Source organism: Cytobacillus sp., from assembly GCF_032154635.1.
In the GTDB taxonomy this organism is placed as follows: Bacteria; Bacillota; Bacilli; order Bacillales; family Cytobacillaceae; genus Cytobacillus.
In genome coordinates, this window is record NZ_JALDXW010000001.1 from 285,802 (window position 1) to 309,703 (window position 23,902).

The following is a 23,902-nucleotide window of genomic DNA, read 5'->3' on the forward strand; positions in this document are numbered from 1 at the left end:
CGTAATGGTCCTGGAAAAATATATACTCGCTGTTATTACGACAAATCCATCAAAGGTGCCAAATGGTGCAACTGTATTCTCTTGTGAAAGTAAAGAAGAAATGGAATCGGTCGCTGCTAACCTTGAAGCCATTCTTGACGGGATTGCCCACGCATTAAATGAAGAATTGTATATAATCGTGAAACATTAACCATTCTCTTCTTACATGTCTTGTCTTATGCAGTGGTCCTTGGACGGGTTGCCTCCATATTTCAATCAAGCTTTCCAGAAAGGAAAGTCACCTTTTCCGTGAGGTTCATCATGTGCTACGCTTAAGGGTGATCAAGGCGCATACGTATTTGTTCTTGCTAGGAAGGTACTGCTTTGATAATATAATGAAGTTAGGCCCTTCTATAAAAGAAGGGTTTATTTTATAAAGAAATGCTTTTGTGCGTTCTTAGACTGCAGATCAATATACATTGGAATGTTTAAGTAATGTTTGAAAGAAATAAAAGTAAAGGGGTGATGTTCATGGCAAAACCAGTAGTGGCGATTGTCGGACGTCCAAACGTTGGAAAATCAACGATTTTTAACAGAATTGTAGGTTCACGGATTTCGATTGTTGAAGATATTCCTGGTGTTACAAGGGATCGCATATACAGTTCAGGAGAATGGTTAACACATGAATTTAATATTATTGATACAGGTGGAATTGATATAGGGGACGAGCCTTTCTTGGAGCAAATTCGCCAGCAGGCTGAAATTGCGATTGATGAAGCGGATGTGATTATTTTTCTTACAAATGGAAGAGAAGGTGTGACATCTGCAGATGAAGAGGTAGCAAAAATCCTTTATAAAGCGAAAAAGCCTGTAGTACTAGGTGTTAATAAAATTGATAACCCAGAAATGAAGGATCAAATTTACGATTTCTATGCATTAGGATTTGGAGAACCATTTCCTATTTCAGGTTCCCATGGGTTAGGACTTGGTGATTTGCTTGATGAAGCAGCTAAGCACTTCCCAAAATCTGGTCAAAAGGATTACGAGGATGATGTGATTAAGTTTTCTTTAATCGGACGTCCAAATGTGGGAAAATCCTCTCTTGTTAATGCAATTCTTGGCGAAGATCGAGTAATTGTGAGTAATATTGCGGGTACGACAAGGGATGCCATCGATTCTGAGCTTAAGTTTAATGGAAATAAATATGTCATCATAGATACAGCAGGTATGCGTAAAAAAGGAAAGGTGTATGAGACAACTGAAAAATATAGTGTTCTTCGTGCATTGAGAGCGATTGAACGTTCCGATGTCGTTCTTGTTGTTATTGATGGTGAGGAAGGAATTATTGAACAAGATAAGCGGATCGCTGGGTATGCTCATGAAGCAGGTAGAGCAGTCGTTATAGTTGTTAATAAATGGGATGCTGTGGAAAAAGACGATAAGACGATGAAAGAGTTTGAACAAAAAATTCGCGAGCACTTCTTATTCCTTGATTATGCTCCAATCGTATTCTTATCAGCTAAAACAAAGAAACGTATCCATACCTTGATTCCAATGATTGATAAAGTAAGTGAAAATCATGCATTGCGTGTGGAGACTAGCGTGCTAAATGATGTCATTATGGATGCAGTTGCTATGAATCCAACTCCTACAGATAAAGGTAAACGTCTAAGAATATATTATGCAACACAAGTAGCTGTAAAGCCACCTGCTTTTGTTGTATTTGTAAATGATCCGGAGCTTCTGCATTTCTCATATGAACGTTTCTTAGAAAATAGAATTAGAGATGCTTTCGGCTTTGAAGGAACCCCGATTAAAATATTCGCAAGAGAGAGAAAGTAATAAGAAAAGCGAAAGCGGCTCGCTCAGGGACGACAAGCATAAGCCAAGCCGTCATGATGGTTGCTCTTAAACCTTCGTGTCGAAATGGCTTATGACCTCGAGTCCCAGCTAGACAATATCATTTTAAAGGTAGTGATCTTATGGAGCGGAAAAGGGAAAGCATTGCTGTCATTGGAGCTGGCAGTTGGGGAACTGCTTTAGCAATGGTGTTAGCTGATAATAATCATGAAGTTAAGCTCTGGGGACATAACCCTGAACAAATTAAAGAAATAAATGAGCATCACGTAAATAAAAAATATTTGCCAGATATCTTGCTTCCAGAAGGAATTACGGGAATTGCTTCATTAGAAGAAGCCTTATTTGGAGTAAACACAATTATTCTAGCGGTCCCTACGAAAGCAATAAGGGAAGTAATTGGAAAAATTAGTGCCATTAGAAAAGAACCTTTAACAGTTGTCCACGTGAGTAAAGGAATTGAGCCAGATACACTGCTGCGCATATCGGAAATGATTGAAGAAGAAATGCCAGCAAACCTTTTAACTAGTGTAGTTGTACTTTCAGGACCAAGTCATGCGGAAGAGGTTAGCTTAAGGCATCCGACAACAGTTACCGTCTCCTCTAAAAATATGGCGGCTGCGGATCAAGTTCAAGATTTGTTTATAAATAATAATTTCCGTGTATACACAAACCCGGATATTGTTGGTGTAGAAATTGGCGGAGCGCTTAAAAATATTATTGCTCTTGCCGCAGGAATAACGGATGGATTAGGCTATGGAGATAACGCTAAGGCAGCCTTAATCACACGTGGTTTAGCTGAAATTGCGCGTTTAGGGATGAAGATGGGGGCGAGCCCGCTAACCTTTTCAGGGCTAACTGGGATAGGTGATTTAATTGTGACATGCACGAGTGTCCATTCCCGTAACTGGAGAGCAGGTCATTTACTTGGTAAAGGCCATAATCTTCAAGAGGTCTTGGATAATATGGGAATGGTTGTAGAAGGCGTAAGGACTACAAAAGCTGCAAAGCAGCTTGCGGAAAAATATGAAGTAAACATGCCGATAGCGGATGCTCTTTATGACGTCCTATTTAATAATATAAATGCGAAGGATGCTGTTGACCGTTTGATGGCACGAGGAAAAAAAGATGAAATGGAAGACCCTACAAACGTTCTTGATAGTAAGTAATGAGTATCCAAACAAATAAATATTTACAATATAGGCATTCGAGGAGACGACAGAGAAACACTTTGCATACAATGCAACGAAGCAAACTGGTGAATTGAACAGGGTATAGGGTTATTTAGTCACAGGCTAAGTTAAAGAATTGCCCCTCTTTGACTTAGCTTTTTTTTGTAAAAAAATTATCGGTCTAATAATTGAATAAGTCTTTATGTACGAAGTAATGACCAGTGCAGCAAAAGCAGGCAAACCGACTTTTGCTAAATAAGTCTAATATGTTACTTACATCGTTTTTGTGCCAAACACCTAAGTGATATGATATAATACTTCTCGGAAAAAGGAGTTGAAATCATGTCACCATCATTAATGAAAATGTGGGTATCACTTGCGTCTATGGGGTTTATGTTTTTAGCTATATTACTGATATATTTAAGCCGTTTTAAATTAGGCGGGGTTTTTAAGTTTATTACTGCTCTAGTCGCATATATCTTAATGATTGTATCAGGAATTATTATATTTCTTGTTGTCTTTAGCGGTCCCACCCCTGAATAGAAGAGGAAATGTAGCGGCCGTTTTATGAGTACGATAAATACATAGCCAAAAAGGATTGATTCGGTTGAAAAAAGAATTACGGCTTCTTTCTTTGCTTCTATTAGCTATAACAGTATTATCAGGATGCATGTATCCTAAAGAAAGACTTGCAGAAAACCAAATTCCATATGAGGACCAGATTCAAGCTGTCCAATCAGTGATCGATAAATATAAAGAGGATACGGGAGGGCTGCTTCCAATTAAAACGAGGGATCAAACAACTCCTATTTATCAAAAGTATCCAATTGATTTTAAAATGGTTATTCCAAAGTATATGGCAGAACCACCAGGTAATGCATTTGAATCAGGGGGCATATTTCAATATGTACTTGTTGATGTCGAAACCAACCCAACAGTTAAAATATTTGATTTAAGAATGGCTGAAACCATTCGCGATATTAAACTGAGGATAAAAACACAGGGGTATCCACCCTATAAAGAACAAATTGCTGGCCATGTTTTTTCATTGGATTATAGGAAATTAGGCTATAAAGAGGATCCAACAGCTAAAAGTCCATTCACAGGACTTCCTCTGCCATTTGTCGTAACAGGAGATGGAGAGGTATATGTTGATTATACAAGTGATCTTTTTGAAGCAGTTAAGACGAAAAAAATGAATTATAAGCCAGGTGAAGATATCAGAGGGATCCTTGTTGAAGATTCAGCATTTGTACCTGCTTATTCCTTGCCATATACAATTGATGAGAATACGAAACAGCCAATCTTTTTGGCGAAATAGTCATAACCCTTCTTCTACAAAATATATTGTAGGAGAAGGGTTTTTTTCTTTGTTTTGAATATGACATTAAAAGTAATGAATTAGAAATAAAGTTTATAAGTTTTACTATCAAAACGGGGTGATTTAAAAAAAACTGTCATAACAGAGTAGGACAACATCATAAATATATAATGTCCAAATGTAATTGATAGGATAATTTATCCCACAGATTTTAGGAGGGGATCACTTGGAAAAGGTAGATATTTTCAAAGATATTGCCGAAAGAACTGGTGGTGATATCTATTTCGGTGTAGTTGGAGCCGTGCGTACAGGCAAATCAACTTTTATAAAAAAATTTATGGAACTTGTTGTATTGCCGAATATGAGCAATGAAGCTGACCGAGCTCGCACCCAGGATGAACTCCCTCAAAGTGCGGCCGGTAAAACAATCATGACAACTGAACCGAAATTTGTACCAAATCAGGCAGCTACTGTTCATGTTGAAGAAGGCCTAGAAGTAAACATCCGTTTGGTCGATTGTGTTGGCTATACGGTCCCTGGAGCTAAAGGATATGAGGATGAAAATGGGCCAAGAATGATCAATACGCCATGGTATGAGGAACCAATCCCATTCCATGAGGCAGCAGAGATTGGTACAAGGAAAGTCATTCAGGAGCATTCAACGATTGGAGTGGTTATTACTACGGATGGGACAATTGGTGAAATCCCGCGTAGCAACTACTTAGAAGCTGAAGGAAGAGTAATTGATGAACTAAAAGAAGTTGGTAAGCCATTTATTATGGTGATCAATAGTGTTCAACCGCATCACCCTAATACGGAAGCGCTGAGGAATGAATTAGCAGAAAAATATGATATTCCTGTTCTAGCTATGAGTGTCGAAGGAATGAGAGAATCGGATGTATTAAATGTCATGCGTGAAGCATTATATGAATTCCCGGTACTTGAGGTGAATGTGAATTTGCCAAGCTGGGTCATGGTTTTACATGAAGACCATTGGTTAAGAGAAAGCTATCAAGAAGCCGTAAAAGAAACAGTTAAAGATATTAAGCGACTAAGAGATGTTGATCGAGTTGTCCATCAATTTAGTGATTTTGAATTCATTGATCGGGCTGGTTTAGCGGGAATTGAAATGGGCCAGGGAGTAGCAGAAATTGATTTGTTTGCTCCAGATGACCTTTATGATGAAGTGTTAAAAGAAATTGTCGGAGTTGAAATAAGAGGGAAAGATCATTTACTAGAACTTATGCAGGACTTTGCCCATGCGAAAACGGAATATGATCAAATCTCTGATGCTCTGAAAATGGTAAAACAAACGGGTTATGGAATCGCAGCTCCATCTCTTTCAGATATGAGCTTGGATGAGCCAGAAATTACTCGCCATGGCTCGAGATTTGGTGTTAGATTAAAGGCTGTTGCTCCGTCCATTCACATGATTAAAGTTGATGTCGAGTCAGAATTTTCTCCCATCATCGGAACAGAAAAACAAAGTGAAGAGCTTGTAAGATACCTAATGCAGGATTTTGAAGATGATCCATTATCCATTTGGAATTCTGATATTTTTGGTCGAAGCCTAAGCTCTATTGTGCGAGAGGGAATCCAGGCAAAGCTGGCTATGATGCCGGAAAATGCCCGGTATAAACTAAAAGAAACGCTTGAGAGAATTATAAATGAAGGTTCAGGCGGGTTAATTGCAATAATTTTATAGATAAAGGGACTCCGTTTGGGGGTCTTTTTCTTGTCTTATTCCAATTTAAATGAAGATTGAGTATATAAATTCGTTAAAATATATGAAAAGTTTCCCATTAATACAAGAAATATTCTTGATAACCGCAAATGATTGTGATAATCTTTAAACGTGAATTACTCATAAAGTGCTCAAACCCTTAGTATTAAAGGATTTTTAATATAAATGGATTGAAATTTTCCCATTTATGATTTATTATTGGGCATGTTAAACAAAAATACATGAAAACGTTTAGAAATCAGTAAATTTGTTTACAAATGTAAGTAAGAATACTATTATTGCTAATGAGATTCTACTTTTAGGCGTTAGACCGCTGTCTAGCTTCTCTCGTCTAGGGGCTTTAAGCATTTCGTTTTTGGGAGGAGGTGAAAGGCATGAATAAGACAGAACTAATTAATGCAGTTGCTGAAAGCAGTGAGCTTTCAAAGAAAGACGCTACTAAAGCAGTTGATGCTGTTTTCGATGCAATCTTAGATGCTTTAAAAAATGGTGATAAAGTACAATTAATCGGTTTCGGAAACTTTGAGGTACGTGAACGTGCTGCACGTAAAGGACGTAATCCTCAAACAGGTGAAGAAATTGAAATCGCTGCAAGCAAAGTACCTGCTTTCAAACCAGGTAAGGCATTGAAAGATGCAGTTAAATAAGTACATAATTGTGCTAAAAGCTTTTGCTTGAGCTAAAAACCGCGACTCGCTCGCGGTTTTTTATTTTGAAAGATCTGTATGGATGTCAGAGATTTTTTCAAAAAATCATTCGTATTATAAGCTTTTTCACGAAGATTGAGCATGAAGCTGGCTTTAAGATTTTCTTTTTTTGCTAGTAATGAAATGATTGTGCTAATATGGACATATTACGATAGATTTAGATAGTTGTGAACTTGAGGAGGATGGATGATGGCAGAGGTAAATCGTGCGCAGATTGAGAATGCGGTACGTTTAATATTAGAAGCAATCGGGGAGGATCCAAATCGTGAGGGTCTGCTCGATACACCCAAAAGAGTGGCAAAAATGTATGAAGAAGTATTTCAGGGAATGAATCAGGATCCAAAGGAATATTTTGAAACGGTTTTTGGCGAGGACCATGAAGAAGTGGTCCTAGTGAAGGATATTCCTTTTTACTCGATGTGTGAACATCATCTTGTCCCGTTTTATGGTAAAGCTCATGTTGCTTATATTCCAAGGAATGGAAAAGTAACTGGATTAAGTAAGCTTGCAAGAGCGGTTGACGCAGTAGCCAAAAGGCCACAGCTGCAGGAACGAATTACATCAACCATTGCAGATTCTATTGTAGAGAAACTTGATCCACATGGAGTGATGGTTGTAGTAGAAGCAGAGCATATGTGTATGACTATGCGGGGTGTGAAGAAGCCTGGTTCACAAACAGTGACTACTGCAGTAAGAGGCGTATATGCTGATGACGAAAGAGCGCGTGCTGAAGTGCTTTCATTGATTAAATTCTAAAATCAATCACTATTAGCAAAAGGGTGTTTATATGGAGAATAGAATTCAAGTGGGAAATGAGTATGTCATTATTAAAGCAAAAGAAGATGGAGTAAATGTAATTGGATTGACAAGAGGGTCAGATACAAGATTTCATCATTCTGAGAAGCTTGATCATGGTGAAGTCATGATTGCTCAATTCACTGAACATACTTCTGCAATAAAAATTAGAGGAAACGCTGTCATTATGACCGCATATGGAGAAGTGGAAAGTGAATCAAAAAAATAAAAAAATTTCTAAATGTATATAAACGTTCACTAAGCAGCTGTTTCTGTTAAATTTCCCTGACATTAAAATGTAATATATGATATAATGATCTCTGCCTTATGTATACTTAAAAACAGACTAGTAAAGGGACTGTATTCCTTTCGTACTATATAGAGATCGTAATTGAAACGAAGAAGAAAACTCAGGGAAAACAAGGGTGATTGAATGCAAAACTTGATGGTTAAATTAGCAGATGTGAAAGAGCAAATCAATGAGAAAATGAAGCACCCTTATTTACTTAAACATATAGAACCGCCAATAATCGACGAAGACAAGCTTTTACTCCTTCTTTCGCTTCTTAATAAAGGGAATAAACCAGAATTAATTGCGAAAAAATATTGCATAACAATCATGCTGATTCAAATCGCCCTTGATACTCATGAGCTTGTATCAAATCACAAACTAGATTCTGAAGAAATGAAGTCTAGGCAGCTTACCGTACTAGCTGGTGTATATTATAGCGGATTATATTATAAAATTCTTGCCGGTATTGATGATATAGAAATGATTCGTTCATTAGCTGAAGGAATAAAAGAGGTGAATGAACATAAAATTTCCCTTTATCAAAAATCAGCTAATACTTTAGATGAGTTAATGGATGATGTAAAAAAGATTGAGTCTTCTTTGTTTGTTAAGGTCGCTTCCTATTTGGGTGATTCGAAATGGAGTAATTTTTCCTCGGATCTTTTATTCATCAAAAGACTAAATGCCGAAAGAGAAATGTTCTTACAAGGGAGAAAGTCCATTGTTTTTGAGGCTATAAAAAACATAGTTGAAAACGATAAATGTACTGCTTCTAATGAGCAAGATAAGGATTTACTTGCCATTTGTGATCATTATATCGATTTCTCGAAAAAGCTCATTCAAAAGCAATTTATGAATTATCCAATCATTGACGAATTATTAGTTAAGAGAATTCAGTCAGTACTTACTAAGAATGAATCCTATGCAAATACATTTGTGGAAGAAGGGTAAGCAGAATGCAGCAATCAAAAGAAGAACGTGTCCATCATGTATTCGAAAAGATTTATGGGAATTATGACAAAATGAATTCTGTGATTAGCTTTCAGCAGCATGTAAGATGGCGTAAAGATACAATGAAGAGAATGAACGTCCAAAAAGGTGCGAAGGCTCTTGACGTATGCTGCGGAACCGCTGATTGGACAATTGCATTGGCTGAGGCAGTTGGAGAAAAAGGCGAAGTGATCGGTTTAGATTTCAGTAAAAATATGCTGAAAATCGGGGAACAAAAAGTAAAGGAAATGAATCTTAAACAAGCCAAGCTTGTTCATGGGAATGCGATGGAACTGCCTTTTCCTGATAACACATTTGATTATGTAACCATTGGGTTTGGATTGAGAAATGTTCCGGATTATTTACAAGTTTTAAAAGAGATGCATAGAGTCGTAAAACCTGGCGGATTGGCTGTTTGTCTAGAAACTTCGCAGCCAACGATGATTGGTTATAAACAAGCGTATTACTTCTACTTCCGTTTTATTATGCCAATGTTTGGTAAAATATTTGCGAAAAGCTATAAAGAATATTCTTGGCTACAGGAATCTGCACGAGACTTCCCAGGAATGAAGGAGCTTGCCCGCATGTTTGAAAATGCTGGCTTTGATCAAGTTAGCTATAAACCATATACTGGGGGAGTAGCAGCTGTTCATATAGGGAAAAAAGAAAAATAATATTTTTTCTGAATGCTTTTTCATAGGAATGTTTGTGCATGTAATAACATGATGTATGGAAGCGGCAGACAGGATATAAGCTGGGTGAGTATAGATATGAAGTTGAAAATGATGTATTCATTTTTGAATTCAGATTTAACGATTATTGAAGAAGCACTTGAGGAGACAGTTCAAGCAGATTCTCCTTTATTGCATCAAGCATCCTTGCATTTATTAAAAGCCGGGGGAAAACGAATCCGCCCAGTTTTTGTTTTGCTAGCTGGAAAGTTTGGAAATTATGATATAAGTAGAATCAAAAATGTTGCTGTATCGCTCGAACTTATTCATATGGCTTCACTTGTTCATGATGATGTCATTGATGATGCTGAACTAAGACGGGGCAAACCTACGATAAAGGCTAAATGGGATAATCGCATTGCAATGTATACGGGGGATTATATATTTGCACGCGCGCTTGAATTAATGACAAAAGTTGAAAAGCCATTTGCTCATCAAATATTAGCAGACACCTTAGTTGAGCTATGTATTGGTGAAATTGAGCAAATTAAAGATAAATATAATTTTAATCAAAATGTACGTAATTATTTTCGCCGAATTAAAAGAAAAACAGCTATTTTAATTGCAGTCAGCTGCCAACTAGGTGCTATTGCAGCAGATGTTGATGATGAAATACATAAAAAACTATACCGATTTGGCTATTATGTTGGAATGTCTTATCAAATTATTGATGATGTATTAGATTTCACTAGCACTGAGAAACAGCTTGGCAAGCCGGCTGGAGATGACCTTCACCAAGGCAATATTACACTCCCTGTTTTATTTGCGATGAAGAATGAGAAGATCCGGGAAAAAATAGTAAAAGTACAGGCTGCTACAAAGCGTGAGGAAATCGAACAAATTATTTCATTGATCAAAGATTCCGGTGCAATTGAAAAGTCACTGAAGGTAAGTGACAACTACTTGAAAAAGGCACTTGAAATCTTAAATGAGCTTCCGCAAAATCGAGCAAAGAAAACACTAAGAGATATTGCAAATATGATCGGCAAGCGTAAGTTTTAAAAGCTGATTTCCGAATATATTGCTAAATTATCAAAAAAATGTTACTATTTTCATGGGTTGTCTTCATAGGTAATTCACTATACATATGTTTTAGGAGTGGAGATCATGGAAAAAACATTTTTAATGGTAAAGCCTGATGGCGTTCAACGTAATTTAATCGGAGAGATTGTCTCTCGTTTCGAAAAGAAAGGGTTTCAGCTTGTAGGCGGTAAGCTTATGAGTATTCCGCAAGCGCTTGCAGAAGAGCATTACGGTGAACATAAAGAACGTCCATTCTTCGGAGAATTAGTTAACTTCATTACTTCTGGACCCGTTTTCGCAATGGTTTGGGAAGGTGAGAATGTTATCGCAACAGCTCGTCAAATGATGGGAGCTACTAATCCGAAAGATGCAGCACCAGGAACAATCCGCGGCGACTTCGGAATTACAGTAGGTAAGAATGTTATTCACGGCTCCGATTCACCTGCAAGTGCTGAACGAGAAATTGGCTTATTCTTTAAAGAGGAAGAGCTTGTAGAGTATGCTAAATTAATAAATGAATGGATCAATTAATTGATCTGTTGAAAGGCACTTGCTTTACTGCAAGTGTCTTTTTTTTATTGCTCTTTAGTGACACGATTTCATATTGACCAATGGTATCCAATTTGTTACGTTAGATCCATCTTAATTTTTATGTTGATGGGTGGAATAAACTTGCTTTCTTTTCGTGTTCGCTTTCTTCTTTTGATCTCACTTTGGGCATTAATTATTTTTTCTCCAAGCAAGAATAGTGGTGTGTACGTACTGCTTTTTTGTGCATTGTCATTATCCATTTATTTTCTTCTCCCTCTCTTTAAGAAAAAGCTGCCTTTTACCTTCGTGTTAGTAGCTATTACGTTCGTGTATGCATTTTTATTAGAAGAACAGCTCATTCCATTATTCTTATTGTTAATTTTCCTATATTGTCTAGAGTCTGCCTATTATTTATCTCCACTCTATTTTCGTAGTTTACTAATTGGAGTAAATATAATTTTACTCATTTACTTTTATGTATTGGTGGGATCAGTGAATAGTATACTAGCTGGTCTTTTTATTATGAACCTTCTCCAATTCTGTACTGTTTGGTTTTTAAATACTAATTATTACAATTTCATACATCAAACCCAATTATATGAACAGCTGATTGATGAATATAGAAAGGTAAAAAGATATGCAGCAAAAAATGAAAAAGCAGTACGGATGGAAGAAAGGACTCGGATTGCACGTGAAATGCATGATTCAGTCGGTCATAAGCTAACTGCTTTAAGTATGCAACTTGAAATGCTACTTATGAATGAAAAAAATGATGTTCTTCATTCGATGAAGGACATTGTAAATGAAAGTTTAGAAGAAACAAGAAAAGCGGTTAGAGCCTTAAACATGGATGATGTCGAAGGCATATCCTCAGTAATCCAGTTAATTAGAAAGCTGGAATCAGAAAGTCACTTACAAGTTCATTTCACCACGAAACAGGGGGCATTAAGTGTCACCTTATCTAACCAAAATAGTATCGTTTTATACCGAGTTCTACAGGAATCCTTAACAAATGCAATGAAGTATGGACAATCTAGAGAAGTCTTTGTCACATTGGGTACAACTCCGCTTGGTCATCTATATTTTGAAATTAGAAATACTTTTGATCATTTAAAGCCATTTCATGAGGGTTTTGGGCTGAAAAATATGAGGCAAAGGGTAAAAGAAGCGGGCGGTACGCTCGAAATTTATCAAATCGATCATACCTTTATTATTGAGGGGTCATTGCCATAGAGGAGAGATGAAATTGATTCGCGTATTATTAGTAGAGGACCAAAGCATCGTCCGTCAAGGGTTAAAAATGATTCTTGAACAAAATGAGCAATTTACTGTTGTCGGTGAAGCCGAAAACGGTGTTCAGGCGATTGAATACTTAGAAGATCATTTTGTTGATGTTGCTTTATTGGATATACGGATGCCGATAATGAATGGAATTGAGGCTGCCCACAAGATTAAAGAAAGATGGCCAAATATTAAGATTCTAATTCTTACAACATTTAATGATGAGGAATATGCACTTCAAGCATTAAAGGTGGGTGTAGATGGATTTTTGTTAAAAACCTCAGATGGACATAAGCTAATTAGTTCAATTAAAAGCTGTCTTGAAGGTGGTATGGCTTTACATGAGCAAGTAGCAGCCAAAGTGTTGCCAAGGCTGTTGGAAAAACCAGAAAACGATTCTATTGACATTCATTTAACACCAAGAGAATTAGTGATTACAAAGTTGGTTGGGAGAGGAAAGACAAATAAGGAAATTGCAAGTGAACTCTTCTTGTCAATAGGGACGGTTAAAAATCATCTAACACAGATTTTGCAAAAGCTTGATTTAAGAGATCGCACCCAGCTGGCAATTTTTGCAATCAAGCATGATCTCTTATGAAACCCCTTTTTTAATGAGTTATGTCCGTTGACATAGCTTTTTTCATGGGGAAAAATGACTAAGGTCATGGATGAAGTATATTTAAGTGACTGAGGGAAGTGTAGGAAGGTTTAAAATTTTTTTATACTAATCATGTACAAAGGAGGGAAAATCATGTTAGAAGTAGTGGATTTATCCAAACATTTCAAAAATAAAAAGGCCGTAAAAGGAGTTAACCTATATTTGGAAAAAGGGGAGACAGTGGGCTTACTTGGGCCAAATGGTGCAGGAAAATCAACAACTATATCATTAATCTCCTCATTGATTAACCCAACGAGCGGGGATGTTCGGCTAAAAAACGAAAGTATAGTAAAGAAACCAGAGAAAATTAGAAATATTCTTGGCGTAGTTCCTCAGGATATTGCCCTATACATGGATTTAACAGCGGAAGAAAATCTCAAGTTTTTTGGAAGGATACATCGAATGAAGAAAAAGGAATTACAAAGCAAAGTGGATGAGATATTAGAAATCATCGGTCTTACAGAACGAAAAAAAGAGTTGGTGAAAACTTTTTCAGGTGGAATGAAAAGACGTTTAAATATTGGTGTTGCATTGCTTCATGAACCGGAATTGATCATTATGGATGAGCCCACAGTCGGCATTGATCCTCAATCAAGGAACTATATCCTTGAAACGGTCAAAAGATTAAATACGGAAAAAAATATTACCGTGTTATACACAAGTCATTATATGGAGGAAGTAGAGTATCTGTGTGACCGCATTTATATTATGGATCATGGGGAAGTGATTGCGGCAGGTACAAAGGAGGAAATCAAGTCTATTTTATCTGCTGAACAATCGATTGCCATGAGAGTAGATATCTTAAAGGGAGAATATCTTCAACTTCTGCAAGCCCTTCCAAATGTAAAAAGCATTTCCGTTCAAGACCCCGCTATTACTTTAATCGTTCCTAAAAAGGTAAATATATTAAAAGACCTTTTCAAATTAGCGGAAGAAACAAAAACGAATATTATTTCTGTTCATATTGAAACACCCACTTTGGAAGATGTGTTCCTTCATTTAACAGGCAGACAATTAAGGGACTAAGAGAGGGGACGACAATGATTGCTCAATTAATAAAAAAAGAACTGCTCATGGTATGGAGGAGGCCTCGTGAATTAGTGATCCTTCTCTTTATGCCTTTTGTCCTCATTACGATATTAGGAGCTGCATTAGGTTCAATTATCGATGGAGAAGCGCCAGATTTGAATATTAAGCTTGCTGTTATTCAAAAGGATGATATAGAAGGCGGAGAAGGAAAGATAATTGATAAAGTAGAAAGCTTGCCAATTTCTCCAGAAGAAAAAACAGCAGCAATTGAAGGGATAAAAAGTTTCAATCCGTTAGGAATCTTACTTGAAGATGTATTTGCAAGCAAGGAATTTAAAGATATCATTCAAGTAATAGAATTGGAAGATGAGCCGTCCGCGAAAGAGGCACTTAAATATAGTGGAGTACTTGAGATTCCTGCAGGCTTTACGGAACAGTTTTATCTACATTCATTTTTTAATGTTAAAGAGGTCCCAAGTTTAAACCTTAAACTAAATGAATCAAGCGCACTAGAGGGCAGCGTGTTAAAAGATGTATTTTCCTCTTTTCAAGAAGAGATTTCATTATGGTCCACTCTTCCGTCCTTAGGTGTGGATCCGGAAACAATTCAAAACAGCTTAAGTTCGAAGGTAGGAAATACAGAAACGGTAACAAAAAGAAAGCCAATTAATGCAGTCACTTATTACGCAATTGGGATGTGCGTGATGTTTATGTTTTACGTTGCAGGAAATGCAGCTGCATTGGCATTAGAAGAAAAGGAAAACCAAATTTATGGACGTATTTTATTAGCAAACATTCCAATACCGATATTTTTTGTAGGCATTTTTGTTTCAACGATTGTTGTCGCCTTTATGCAAATGAATATATTGTTTGGGATGTCAGCGCTAATACATGGTGTAAGATGGCCAAATGTCTTTGACTATTTTGTTGTCACCTTTCTTTTAAGTGTGATGGTAGGAGGGTTTGCTGTTTTTATTTCAGCTATTAATTATCGTTCGAACTCAAGAAGTGCAACCCAAGTATTTTCCAGCTTTTTAATTCCAATTATAGCTTTTATCGGTGGAAGTTTTATCCCAGTCTCACAAATAGGAGGCATTTTTGAAGAGATATCTCAATACTCACCTGGAGGTGCAGGGATATCTGCTTATTATAAAATCATGCAGGGATATGCTTTAAGTGATATATCCAGTCAATTATTATCTGTTTCGATTACAACGGTCTTGTTATTATTTTTAGCATTTCTGATCCAGCCGAGAAGAGGTGAATCGATATGAGGGGAATTATATGGGGGAAATTCCGTTTGCTTCTTAGGAAACCAGGTGGATTTATTGCAACAACGATTATTTGTATTGCATTTGCCTATTTATTAGGAAAGTCATCGTTTACGAAAGTTGAAATTCCTGTTTATAGTTCTTTACCAGAAGAAGAGGTAAGTGTAATTGTAGGAGAACTTAATAAAGGTGACTCTTTTGAATTTGTTATTAGTGATGAAGAAGAAGTAAAGAACAAGGTGGCTGCAGGCGGTGCAGAAGCAGGAATATCACTGGATGCTGAATCTTTTACAATATATCAGGTAGGTAATACAGAGAATTTTCATATGATCAATCAATATGTTGAAAGATATTATTTAACAAGATTACAAGAAAAATCGATTATTGATCATGCTATTGATTCGACTAAGGCAATCGAAAAAATCAAAGGAATGAAAGAAAATCATCTTTTTCAGCTTTCAGTGGCATCTTTTTCAGATGAAGATCAATGGGTTTACGATCCAGGTCTACAATCATTATTTGGATTTGCCCTGTTCTTCTCAATTTATACGGTTGCGTTTAATGTAGTTGAAATATTGCGGGAGAAACAATTGGGGATATGGGATCGGCTGATTCTATCTTCTACTTCAAAGATAGAAATGTATGTAGGTAATTTACTATATAGCTTTTTTATCGGCTATATACAGATTGCCTTAATATTTGTCATCTTTAAATACGGTGCAGGAGTGGACTTTTATGGTTCGTTTGGAAAAACATTGATTCTGATTATCCCTTATTTATTTTCAATTGTTGCATTATCCATCTTTTTAACTGGTGTAGTTAAAACAATTGGTCAATTTAATGCATTTGTTCCTTTAATAAGTGTGAGCTTTGCTATGCTCGGCGGAGCTTACTGGCCTATTGAAATCATTACTTCAGATACACTATTGACTATTTCAAAGGTAATCCCGATTACCTATGGAATGGAGCTATTAAAAGGGGCAACCATTTCTGGCTTATCGTATAGTGAACTATTATTTCCTATTTCAATATTGATTTTAATGAGCGTGGTCTTGATGGGAATAGGAATTCGGTTAATGGAACGAAGGCATGTTTAATTGGTAGACAACTACAATTCCTGCAAAATTTTCAACAAAACTCACTCCAATTTGCAAAAATTCAGCTATACTAGTAATGTAATTACGAAAAATTAGCAATGAATAGAGGAGTAAGGCAATGTCGCAGGATTATCAGAATTTCATTGTAAATATTAAAAAGAAAACAGGGATTGATTTATCCTTGTATAAAGAAGCACAAATGAAAAGAAGACTCCTATCATTATATGAAAAAAAGGGGTTTAGGTCATTTAATGATTTTTTTGATTCTATGAATAAGGATAGGGAACTATTAAATGAATTTCTTGATCGAATGACAATTAACGTGTCAGAGTTTTATCGGAATGCTAAAAGATGGGAAGTACTTGAAAAAAAAATCATTCCCAAACTGCTTACGAAAAATAAGCGCTTGAAAATTTGGAGTGCGGCATGTTCGACAGGGGAAGAGCCATATACGATTGCGATGGTGATGTCGAATTTTATGCCGTTATCTCAAGTCCAAATATTAGCAACAGATTTAGATGAAAACGTAATTGCTCGAGCAAAGCTGGGAGTGTATCCGGAAAGATCTTTAAATGAAGTACCTGAGGAGATGAAGAAAAGATATTTCTCGAAAGATGGAACGTTCTTTAAAGTAGCTGATGAGGTTAAGAAAACTGTTACTTTTCGTAAGCAAAATCTCTTAGCAGATAGCTTTGGCGGTCCTTTTGATTTAATTGTATGCCGAAACGTGCTTATATATTTTACAGAAGAGGCAAAAGATGAGCTCTATTTTAAATTTAGCGGAGCTTTAAACAAAGATGGCATCTTTTTTGTGGGAAGCACAGAGCAAATCTTTAATCCAGGGAAATATGAATTGGAAACGGAAGACACGTTTTTTTATCGGAGGAAGTAGCCTGAGGACCTGGAGAAATCCAGCCTCTTTTTTTTCAATGTTTTTACTTCTCTTTTTTGAGTAACAGATCGTTTCATGTTAAAATGCATTAAATATAGAAAGAAATTATAGGAATTTTCTTTTTATTACTATTTTTATTATTTATCCTATGTTATATTGGTACATAATCCTTTAATGAGTTGAAGGGGGAAAGAGTTTTGAGATACTTAACTTCGGGTGAATCCCATGGTCCGCAGCTGACGACCATTATTGAAGGGCTGCCAGCAGGTTTGCCGCTGCTGGAAGCAGATATTAATTTTGAATTAGCAAGACGTCAAAAAGGCCATGGCAGAGGCAGAAGAATGCAAATTGAAAAGGATACTGTCGAAATTGTAGGTGGCATCAGACATGGCTATACGCTAGGATCACCAGTTGGATTAGTCGTAGAAAATAACGACTGGAAGCATTGGACGAAAATTATGGGGCAGGAACCGATTGCACCTGATGAGGAGGACGAAATCAAAAGAAAGATTACACGCCCTCGTCCTGGCCATGCCGACTTAAATGGTGCACTAAAATATGGACATCGGGATATGCGAAATGTTCTTGAACGTTCTTCCGCAAGAGAAACAACGGTGAGGGTAGCTGCAGGTGCTGTAGCAAAAAAACTATTAAAAGAGCTAGGAATCGAGGTTGCTTCACATGTAATTGGGATAGGTGGAGTGAAATCAGAAACCAAAGAATATGAATCTCTTGAAAGATTAAAAGAGATCACTGAGAGCTCACCAGTAAGATGCCTTGATCCAGTCGCTGAAAAAAAGATGATGGATGCCATTGACGAGGCAAAACAGCAAGGGGATTCCATTGGTGGAATTGTTGAAGTGATTGTTGAAGGCATGCCTCCTGGGGTAGGAAGCTATGTTCATTACGACAGAAAGCTTGATGCAAAACTGGCGAGTGGAATGATGAGCATCAATGCATTTAAGGGGGTTGAAATTGGCATCGGTTTTGAAGCAGCAAGTAAGCCAGGCAGTGAGGTACATGATGAAATAGCATGGAGTGAGGAACAAGGCTATTATCGGAAAACGAATCGTTTAGGCGGGCTTGAAGGCGGAATGACTACCGGCATGCCAATTGTTGTCAGAGGGGTCATGAAGCCAATTCCTACACTATATAAACCACTTCAAAGTGTGGATATTGATACAAAAGAACCATTTTCAGCTAGTATTGAACGTTCAGATAGCTGTGCTGTTCCAGCGGCTGCGGTCGTTGCGGAAAATGTGATCGCATGGGAGCTGGCAGTTGCGATTGTTGATCAATTTTACTCCGATCGACTTGAAACCTTGAAGGAGACAGTTGATAAGCAAAGAGCTTTTGCAAAGGAGTTTTAATATGAAGCAAATTTCCATACAAACTGCCTCAAAAACGTATCCTGTTTTTATTGGGCCGGGTGTGATAGAGGGATTAAGTACATTTATTAATCAAGCTTTCCCTACCATATCAAAACTCATGATTATTACAGATCAAACAGTTGCAGATTTGTATTTAACTGACATCCAACAGGTTTTGGCAGATTTTCAAACACCGTCATGTATCGTTCCAAGTGGAGAAAAAGCGAAAACCTTTGAAATATATTATCAATGCTTAACTTTTGCACTTGAAAATAAGCTTGACAGGAAATCGCTGATCATAGCGGTTGGCGGAGGTGCAGTAGGTGATCTTGGAGGCTTCGTTGCAGCCACTTTTATGAGGGGGATACCGTTTATACAAGTACCTACAACCATTCTTGCCCATGATAGTGCAGTTGGGGGAAAAGTAGCTATTAATCATCCATCTGGGAAAAATATGATTGGGTCATTTTATCAGCCAGAAGCTGTTTTTTATGACTTGGATTTTCTTTGGTCTCTTCCATTGCATGAAAGAAGATCCGGGTTTGCTGAAGTAATTAAGCATGGACTAATTAATGATTCTTCCTTTTATACTTGGTTAACTGAACACATTTCATCAATGGAAAAGCTGACAGTAACTGATTTAAGCTACATGCTTGCTAGAGGAATTGAAATAAAGAATAATTTTGTCTCTGTAGATGAAAGAGAGGCTGGCATTCGTACCTTCCTCAATTTTGGTCATACCCTTGGTCATGCAATCGAAGCCGAGGCAGGTTATGGCAAATGGACGCATGGCGAAGCAGTAGTAATTGGGATGTTATTTGCATTGGAGCTAAGCCGGAAAAAAGTTGGATTATCATTTAATCATGATAGATTTAAAAAATGGCTGCAACAGCTAGGCTATTCAACAGACCTACCAAAAGAACTAATACATGATAAATTAGTTACACGCATGAAGCAAGATAAAAAGTCGATAAGCGAAAAAGTGAATTTTGTATTGTTAACGGAGATTGGCAACCCCATTTCATATGAAATTTCGGATAAAGAGTTATTGCATGAGCTGAAAATATTTCATAAGGGGGAATAATAGTGATTCGAGGAATTAGGGGAGCCACTACTGTAACTGAGAATAGTGAAAGTGAAATTATCGAAGCAACAGAAATTTTACTAAGACAAATGATCGAACAAAACAAGATTGAAGCGAGTATGGTTGCATCTGTTTTCATTTCTGTGACAGAAGATATTACAGCTGCTTTCCCTGCAAAAGCCATTCGGTCAATTGATGGCTGGACATATGTACCTGTTATGTGTATGAGAGAAATCCCTGTCCCATCTGCATTGACAAAATGTATTCGGATTATGATGCATGTGAATACAATGATCCCGCAAGAAGAAATAGGCCATATTTATTTGGGAAATGCAATAAGTTTAAGGCCAGATTTGAAAGTTGAAAATAAGTCCTTATAACTCATAGATTTTAATACAGAAAATGATAAGAAAAGGTGAATGATCATGAAATGGAAAGAGCAGCTGCTTCAGTTAACTCCCTATCAGCCAGGGAAATCAATCGATGAAGTAAAAAAACAATATGGCCTAAATAAGATTGTCAAGCTCGCATCCAATGAAAATCCATTTGGGTGTTCAGTGAAAGTGGTTGAAGCTTTAAATCAGGAACCTTTAACGTTCCCGTTGTACCCAGATGGATACGCGACAGAATTAAGAACAGCTGTAGCAGAATATTTAAAGGTAGATGAGGATCAATTAATATTTGGAAATGGCTCGGATGAAATTATCCAAATGATCTCTAGGTCATTATTAGGAAAAGGAACAAATACAATCATGGCAGAACGGACATTTCCACAATATAAGCATAATGCTATTGTTGAGGGAGCAGAAATTAGAGAAGTTCCTTTGAAAAATGGGGAGCATGATCTTGATGACATGCTTAAGGCTGTAGATGAGCATACAACTGTTATTTGGATTTGCAACCCGAATAACCCCACAGGCCATTATATACCCGAGCACCGTTTGCTTCCATTTTTAGAAAAGGTACCGAAAGATGTTCTTGTTGTTCTTGATGAAGCTTACTATGAATATGTGGATGCCGCAGATTATTGTGAATCTATTCCTTTATTGCAGCTATTTCCTAACTTGATTATTTTACGTACATTTTCAAAAATTTATGGACTTGCAAGTTTGCGTATCGGCTATGGAATAAGTCGTCCGGAAACTATACGCGCACTTGAACCTGTTAGGGAACCGTTTAACGTTAATCGTGCAGCACAAGCTGCAGCAATTGCTGCGATCAAAGACCAGACATATGTTAAGAAATGCAAGCGGAATAATCGAGACGGGCTGGAGTTATTCTATCACTTTTGTACCGAGAATGGGCTTGAATTTTACCCCTCACAAGGCAATTTTCTATTAATTGATTTCAAAACGGATGGAAATGAAGTGTTTCAATATTTACTTGAGAGAGGTTTTATTGTTCGTTCAGGTAAGGCTCTAGGTTTTCCGACATCGGTTCGTGTAACTGTAGGATCAAAGGAGCAAAATGAAGGTGTGATGAAAGTAATGGGAGAATATTTAACATATAAAGCATCATGTATAGAGGATGCCAAAGCTCAATAAAATCGATAAACATATTCAGAGGCTGTTTTTTTAGCCTCTGAATTTATTTAAAGGGTGATGAAGAATTTGAATGGTCGTGTATTTATAATAGGATTAGGATTAATCGGAGGTTCTCTCGCGCTATGTATAAAGAAGCATCATAAGGATGTTAGTATTATAGGCTTTGATGTACATTCAGAACAGGCGAAGCTTGCAAAAATGCTTTCTATTATAGATGAAATAGCAGCTTCAATCGAAGACGGTGCGAAAGAAGCCGATCTTATTTTAATCGCAACTCCTGTCCAGGAAACGGAAAGAATTTTACAGACTCTAGGGAATATGGAGCTAAAGGAACAAGTAATAATCTCAGATGCTGGCAGTACGAAAAAGGAAATCGTTAAGCAGTCAAAAATGCTGGCAGATAAAGGAATTGCTTTTATTGGTGGACACCCAATGGCAGGATCTCATAAAAGTGGGATCACTGCTGCAAAGTCGATCCTGTTTGAAAATGCTTTTTATTTATTAACGCCTGAGGATCATATTCGATCAGAACAGGTACAGCAGCTGCAAAGCTGGCTTTCAGGGACTAAGGCGAGATTTATAACATTGTCTCCGGAAGAACATGATTATTTAACAGGGGTAATCAGTCATTTTCCTCACGTAATTGCGGCTTCACTTGTACATCAAGCAGAGAAAACAAGTGAAACAAGAAAGCTTGTACCAAGTTTAGCAGCCGGTGGTTTCCGCGATGTAACGAGGATAGCATCTAGCAGTCCTGAAATGTGGAGAGATATTTTATTACATAATAAAGAGGTTATTCTAAGTTTATTAGTAAACTGGCAGGAAGAAATGCAAAAAGTTACAAATATGCTGGAAACTGAAAATAGTGTAGAGATCTATGATTATTTTTTAAAGGCAAAACAGTTTAGAGATGAATTACCGCAAAAACAAAAGGGAGCGATCCCAGCTTTTTACGATCTTTTTGTAGATGTTCCTGATTATCCCGGTATTATTTCCGAAATAACAGGAATTCTGGCCAAGGAGGAAATAAGTATTACTAATATACGAATTCTTGAAACAAGAGAAGAAATTTACGGTGTACTAGTAATTAGCTTTCAAACGGAAGAGGATCGGGAACGTGCAGAAGCATGTATTCATTTACATACAAGCTATGAGACTTCGGTTGGTCTATAAATCCTAAGTATGAGTGTTATAGATTTAATATAAATTGGGAAAGGATGATGAAGATGCCAATAAAACTGCAAACCAATGTGAAAAGCTTGAATGGGGAACTTGCTATACCTGGAGATAAATCGATTTCCCATCGATCGATCATGTTTGGTGCAATAGCGCAAGGAGAAACAATTGTAACAAATTTTTTGTTAGGTGAGGATTGTTTAAGTACAATCGATTGTTTTAAAAAAATGGGGGTTAGGATAGATCAGCAGGAAGAAAAGGTGATTATCCATGGCAATGGCTTTGAAGGGCTTTGCGAGCCTTCAGAGATGCTCGATGTCGGAAACTCTGGCACGACAATACGCCTTTTATTAGGAATATTAGCCGGACGTCCATTTCACTCTGTTCTAATTGGTGATCAATCAATTGGAAAAAGACCAATGACAAGGGTAACAAAGCCATTGCAATTATTTGGTGCAGCCATTAATGGAAGAAAGAATGGTGAATACACGCCCTTATCCATTATGGGCGGGAATCTGAAAGGAATAGAATACGAGCTTCCTGTAGCAAGTGCCCAGGTTAAATCCTCGCTTCTTTTTGCTGGTTTACAAGCTAGCGGAATGACAACTGTAATTGAACCAGTAAAAACAAGGGATCATACGGAACGAATGATCAAACAATTTGGCGGAGAAGTAGAGAAAAACGGAACAACAATCAATATAGAGGGCGGACAGAAGCTAACTGGTGCATCCATTCATGTTCCAGGAGATATTTCATCAGCTGCTTTCTTTTTAGTTGCAGGTGCGATTGTACCTGACAGTGTTATTAAATTGACAAATGTAGGTCTGAATCCGACAAGAACGGGCATTATTGATATTATGAAGGAAATGGGAGCTCAGATAACGATTACAGAACATATAGATAGTGAATTTGAGCCAAGGGGAGACATAATCATTCAAGCATCTGCATTAAAAGGAACGACAATTGCAGGTGATATGATTCCTAGATTGATTGATGAAATTCCAATCATTGCTTTATTGGCTACCCAGGCAGAAGGGATAACAGTTATTAAAGATGCTCACGAATTAAAGGTGAAGGAAACGAACCGAATTGATACGGTTGTCGCAGAACTAACAAAGCTTGGTGCGAATATTGAGGCAACCGAAGACGGAATGATTATTTATGGGAAATCAAAATTGACGGGTGGGACTGTATCAAGTCATGGGGATCATCGGATCGGTATGATGTTATCTGTGGCAGCAGCTCTATGTGAAAAAGAAGTATATCTTGAGAATGAAGAGGCGATTTATGTATCTTATCCTTCATTTTTTGAACATTTACAAAGCCTTATTTCGTCATATGTCTATTAGGAGCTGCTA

The 23,902-nt window shown here is 37.1% G+C and carries 25 protein-coding genes; all 25 read left to right on the forward strand.

Annotated elements, in window-relative coordinates:
* Nucleotides 1-4 precede the first annotated feature (4 nt).
* The 25 genes from RUH74_RS01545 to aroA all read left to right on the forward strand — a co-directional run bounded on the left by RUH74_RS01545 (nucleotide 5) and on the right by aroA (nucleotide 23,893).
* On the forward strand, nucleotides 5-190 hold the full coding sequence (locus tag RUH74_RS01545; RefSeq protein WP_313798477.1) for a capping complex subunit for YIEGIA: 186 nt from the start codon (nucleotides 5-7) through the stop codon (nucleotides 188-190).
* Nucleotides 191-510: 320 nt separating this feature from the next.
* A complete protein-coding gene (gene der, locus RUH74_RS01550) occupies nucleotides 511-1,821 on the forward strand; it encodes a ribosome biogenesis GTPase Der (protein WP_313798478.1) in 1,311 nt (436 codons plus the stop codon).
* A gap of 140 nt (nucleotides 1,822-1,961) precedes the next feature.
* Nucleotides 1,962-3,005, forward strand: a complete 1,044-nt coding sequence (locus tag RUH74_RS01555; RefSeq protein WP_313798479.1) for an NAD(P)H-dependent glycerol-3-phosphate dehydrogenase — start codon at nucleotides 1,962-1,964, stop codon at nucleotides 3,003-3,005.
* A gap of 345 nt (nucleotides 3,006-3,350) precedes the next feature.
* The gene (locus RUH74_RS01560; protein WP_313798480.1) at nucleotides 3,351-3,551 is read left to right on the forward strand and encodes a DUF2768 domain-containing protein; all 201 of its coding nucleotides are present in this window, start codon (nucleotides 3,351-3,353) and stop codon (nucleotides 3,549-3,551) included.
* A 64-nt stretch (nucleotides 3,552-3,615) separates the two neighbouring features.
* On the forward strand, nucleotides 3,616-4,329 hold the full coding sequence (locus RUH74_RS01565) for a hypothetical protein (protein WP_313798481.1): 714 nt from the start codon (nucleotides 3,616-3,618) through the stop codon (nucleotides 4,327-4,329).
* A gap of 226 nt (nucleotides 4,330-4,555) precedes the next feature.
* Nucleotides 4,556-6,034, forward strand: coding sequence for a stage IV sporulation protein A (spoIVA, locus tag RUH74_RS01570; RefSeq protein ID WP_313798482.1), 1,479 nt, complete (start codon nucleotides 4,556-4,558; stop codon nucleotides 6,032-6,034).
* A gap of 413 nt (nucleotides 6,035-6,447) precedes the next feature.
* Nucleotides 6,448-6,720: an HU family DNA-binding protein gene (locus RUH74_RS01575; RefSeq protein WP_053476815.1), complete on the forward strand. Its 273-nt coding sequence runs from the start codon at nucleotides 6,448-6,450 to the stop codon at nucleotides 6,718-6,720.
* Nucleotides 6,721-6,969: 249 nt separating this feature from the next.
* A complete protein-coding gene (folE, locus tag RUH74_RS01580) occupies nucleotides 6,970-7,536 on the forward strand; it encodes a GTP cyclohydrolase I FolE (RefSeq protein WP_313798560.1) in 567 nt (188 codons plus the stop codon).
* A gap of 31 nt (nucleotides 7,537-7,567) precedes the next feature.
* The gene (gene mtrB, locus RUH74_RS01585) at nucleotides 7,568-7,804 is read left to right on the forward strand and encodes a trp RNA-binding attenuation protein MtrB (RefSeq protein ID WP_053476813.1); all 237 of its coding nucleotides are present in this window, start codon (nucleotides 7,568-7,570) and stop codon (nucleotides 7,802-7,804) included.
* Between the two features lie 204 nt (nucleotides 7,805-8,008).
* Nucleotides 8,009-8,818: a heptaprenyl diphosphate synthase component 1 gene (locus RUH74_RS01590; protein WP_313798483.1), complete on the forward strand. Its 810-nt coding sequence runs from the start codon at nucleotides 8,009-8,011 to the stop codon at nucleotides 8,816-8,818.
* Nucleotides 8,819-8,823: 5 nt separating this feature from the next.
* Nucleotides 8,824-9,531 (forward strand): demethylmenaquinone methyltransferase, encoded by a 708-nt coding sequence (locus tag RUH74_RS01595; protein ID WP_313798484.1) that lies wholly within the window; start codon nucleotides 8,824-8,826, stop codon nucleotides 9,529-9,531.
* A 96-nt stretch (nucleotides 9,532-9,627) separates the two neighbouring features.
* On the forward strand, nucleotides 9,628-10,590 hold the full coding sequence (gene hepT, locus RUH74_RS01600; RefSeq protein WP_313798485.1) for a heptaprenyl diphosphate synthase component II: 963 nt from the start codon (nucleotides 9,628-9,630) through the stop codon (nucleotides 10,588-10,590).
* Between the two features lie 105 nt (nucleotides 10,591-10,695).
* The gene (gene ndk, locus RUH74_RS01605) at nucleotides 10,696-11,142 is read left to right on the forward strand and encodes a nucleoside-diphosphate kinase (protein WP_313798486.1); all 447 of its coding nucleotides are present in this window, start codon (nucleotides 10,696-10,698) and stop codon (nucleotides 11,140-11,142) included.
* Between the two features lie 141 nt (nucleotides 11,143-11,283).
* A complete protein-coding gene (locus RUH74_RS01610) occupies nucleotides 11,284-12,375 on the forward strand; it encodes a sensor histidine kinase (protein WP_313798487.1) in 1,092 nt (363 codons plus the stop codon).
* 13 nt (nucleotides 12,376-12,388) lie between these two features.
* Entirely contained in the window at nucleotides 12,389-13,021 is a 633-nt protein-coding gene (locus RUH74_RS01615) for a response regulator transcription factor (RefSeq protein WP_313798488.1), read from the forward strand.
* A gap of 153 nt (nucleotides 13,022-13,174) precedes the next feature.
* Nucleotides 13,175-14,107, forward strand: a complete 933-nt coding sequence (locus RUH74_RS01620) for an ABC transporter ATP-binding protein (protein ID WP_313798489.1) — start codon at nucleotides 13,175-13,177, stop codon at nucleotides 14,105-14,107.
* A gap of 14 nt (nucleotides 14,108-14,121) precedes the next feature.
* A complete protein-coding gene (locus RUH74_RS01625) occupies nucleotides 14,122-15,384 on the forward strand; it encodes an ABC transporter permease (protein ID WP_313798490.1) in 1,263 nt (420 codons plus the stop codon).
* Nucleotides 15,381-16,478 (forward strand): ABC transporter permease, encoded by a 1,098-nt coding sequence (locus RUH74_RS01630; protein ID WP_313798491.1) that lies wholly within the window; start codon nucleotides 15,381-15,383, stop codon nucleotides 16,476-16,478. The genes RUH74_RS01625 and RUH74_RS01630 overlap by 4 nt, the downstream gene beginning before the upstream one ends.
* Nucleotides 16,479-16,596: 118 nt before the next feature.
* A complete protein-coding gene (locus tag RUH74_RS01635) occupies nucleotides 16,597-17,370 on the forward strand; it encodes a CheR family methyltransferase (protein ID WP_313798492.1) in 774 nt (257 codons plus the stop codon).
* A gap of 197 nt (nucleotides 17,371-17,567) precedes the next feature.
* Nucleotides 17,568-18,740 (forward strand): chorismate synthase, encoded by a 1,173-nt coding sequence (gene aroC, locus RUH74_RS01640; protein WP_313798493.1) that lies wholly within the window; start codon nucleotides 17,568-17,570, stop codon nucleotides 18,738-18,740.
* 1 nt (nucleotide 18,741) lies between these two features.
* A complete protein-coding gene (aroB, locus tag RUH74_RS01645; protein WP_313798494.1) occupies nucleotides 18,742-19,824 on the forward strand; it encodes a 3-dehydroquinate synthase in 1,083 nt (360 codons plus the stop codon).
* A 2-nt stretch (nucleotides 19,825-19,826) separates the two neighbouring features.
* Nucleotides 19,827-20,204, forward strand: a complete 378-nt coding sequence (gene aroH / locus RUH74_RS01650) for a chorismate mutase (RefSeq protein ID WP_313798495.1) — start codon at nucleotides 19,827-19,829, stop codon at nucleotides 20,202-20,204.
* Nucleotides 20,205-20,249: 45 nt separating this feature from the next.
* Nucleotides 20,250-21,368: a histidinol-phosphate transaminase gene (gene hisC, locus RUH74_RS01655; protein ID WP_313798496.1), complete on the forward strand. Its 1,119-nt coding sequence runs from the start codon at nucleotides 20,250-20,252 to the stop codon at nucleotides 21,366-21,368.
* A 66-nt stretch (nucleotides 21,369-21,434) separates the two neighbouring features.
* Nucleotides 21,435-22,541 (forward strand): prephenate dehydrogenase, encoded by a 1,107-nt coding sequence (locus RUH74_RS01660; RefSeq protein WP_313798497.1) that lies wholly within the window; start codon nucleotides 21,435-21,437, stop codon nucleotides 22,539-22,541.
* Between the two features lie 53 nt (nucleotides 22,542-22,594).
* Entirely contained in the window at nucleotides 22,595-23,893 is a 1,299-nt protein-coding gene (aroA, locus tag RUH74_RS01665) for a 3-phosphoshikimate 1-carboxyvinyltransferase (protein WP_313798498.1), read from the forward strand.
* The last annotated feature ends 9 nt before the right edge of the window (nucleotides 23,894-23,902 follow it).

What these genes read in the sequence shown, in the direction of transcription:
- RUH74_RS01545 (WP_313798477.1), top strand. Translation starts at nt 5, where the DNA reads ATGGTCCTGGAAAAATATATACTCGCTGTTATTACGACAAATCCATCA.
- der (WP_313798478.1), top strand. Translation starts at nt 511, where the DNA reads ATGGCAAAACCAGTAGTGGCGATTGTCGGACGTCCAAACGTTGGAAAA.
- RUH74_RS01555 (WP_313798479.1), top strand. Translation starts at nt 1,962, where the DNA reads ATGGAGCGGAAAAGGGAAAGCATTGCTGTCATTGGAGCTGGCAGTTGG.
- RUH74_RS01560 (WP_313798480.1), top strand. Translation starts at nt 3,351, where the DNA reads ATGTCACCATCATTAATGAAAATGTGGGTATCACTTGCGTCTATGGGG.
- RUH74_RS01575 (WP_053476815.1), top strand. Translation starts at nt 6,448, where the DNA reads ATGAATAAGACAGAACTAATTAATGCAGTTGCTGAAAGCAGTGAGCTT.
- folE (WP_313798560.1), top strand. Translation starts at nt 6,970, where the DNA reads ATGGCAGAGGTAAATCGTGCGCAGATTGAGAATGCGGTACGTTTAATA.
- mtrB (WP_053476813.1), top strand. Translation starts at nt 7,568, where the DNA reads ATGGAGAATAGAATTCAAGTGGGAAATGAGTATGTCATTATTAAAGCA.
- RUH74_RS01590 (WP_313798483.1), top strand. Translation starts at nt 8,009, where the DNA reads ATGCAAAACTTGATGGTTAAATTAGCAGATGTGAAAGAGCAAATCAAT.
- RUH74_RS01595 (WP_313798484.1), top strand. Translation starts at nt 8,824, where the DNA reads ATGCAGCAATCAAAAGAAGAACGTGTCCATCATGTATTCGAAAAGATT.
- hepT (WP_313798485.1), top strand. Translation starts at nt 9,628, where the DNA reads ATGAAGTTGAAAATGATGTATTCATTTTTGAATTCAGATTTAACGATT.
- ndk (WP_313798486.1), top strand. Translation starts at nt 10,696, where the DNA reads ATGGAAAAAACATTTTTAATGGTAAAGCCTGATGGCGTTCAACGTAAT.
- RUH74_RS01620 (WP_313798489.1), top strand. Translation starts at nt 13,175, where the DNA reads ATGTTAGAAGTAGTGGATTTATCCAAACATTTCAAAAATAAAAAGGCC.
- RUH74_RS01625 (WP_313798490.1), top strand. Translation starts at nt 14,122, where the DNA reads ATGATTGCTCAATTAATAAAAAAAGAACTGCTCATGGTATGGAGGAGG.
- RUH74_RS01630 (WP_313798491.1), top strand. Translation starts at nt 15,381, where the DNA reads ATGAGGGGAATTATATGGGGGAAATTCCGTTTGCTTCTTAGGAAACCA.
- RUH74_RS01635 (WP_313798492.1), top strand. Translation starts at nt 16,597, where the DNA reads ATGTCGCAGGATTATCAGAATTTCATTGTAAATATTAAAAAGAAAACA.
- aroB (WP_313798494.1), top strand. Translation starts at nt 18,742, where the DNA reads ATGAAGCAAATTTCCATACAAACTGCCTCAAAAACGTATCCTGTTTTT.
- hisC (WP_313798496.1), top strand. Translation starts at nt 20,250, where the DNA reads ATGAAATGGAAAGAGCAGCTGCTTCAGTTAACTCCCTATCAGCCAGGG.
- aroA (WP_313798498.1), top strand. Translation starts at nt 22,595, where the DNA reads ATGCCAATAAAACTGCAAACCAATGTGAAAAGCTTGAATGGGGAACTT.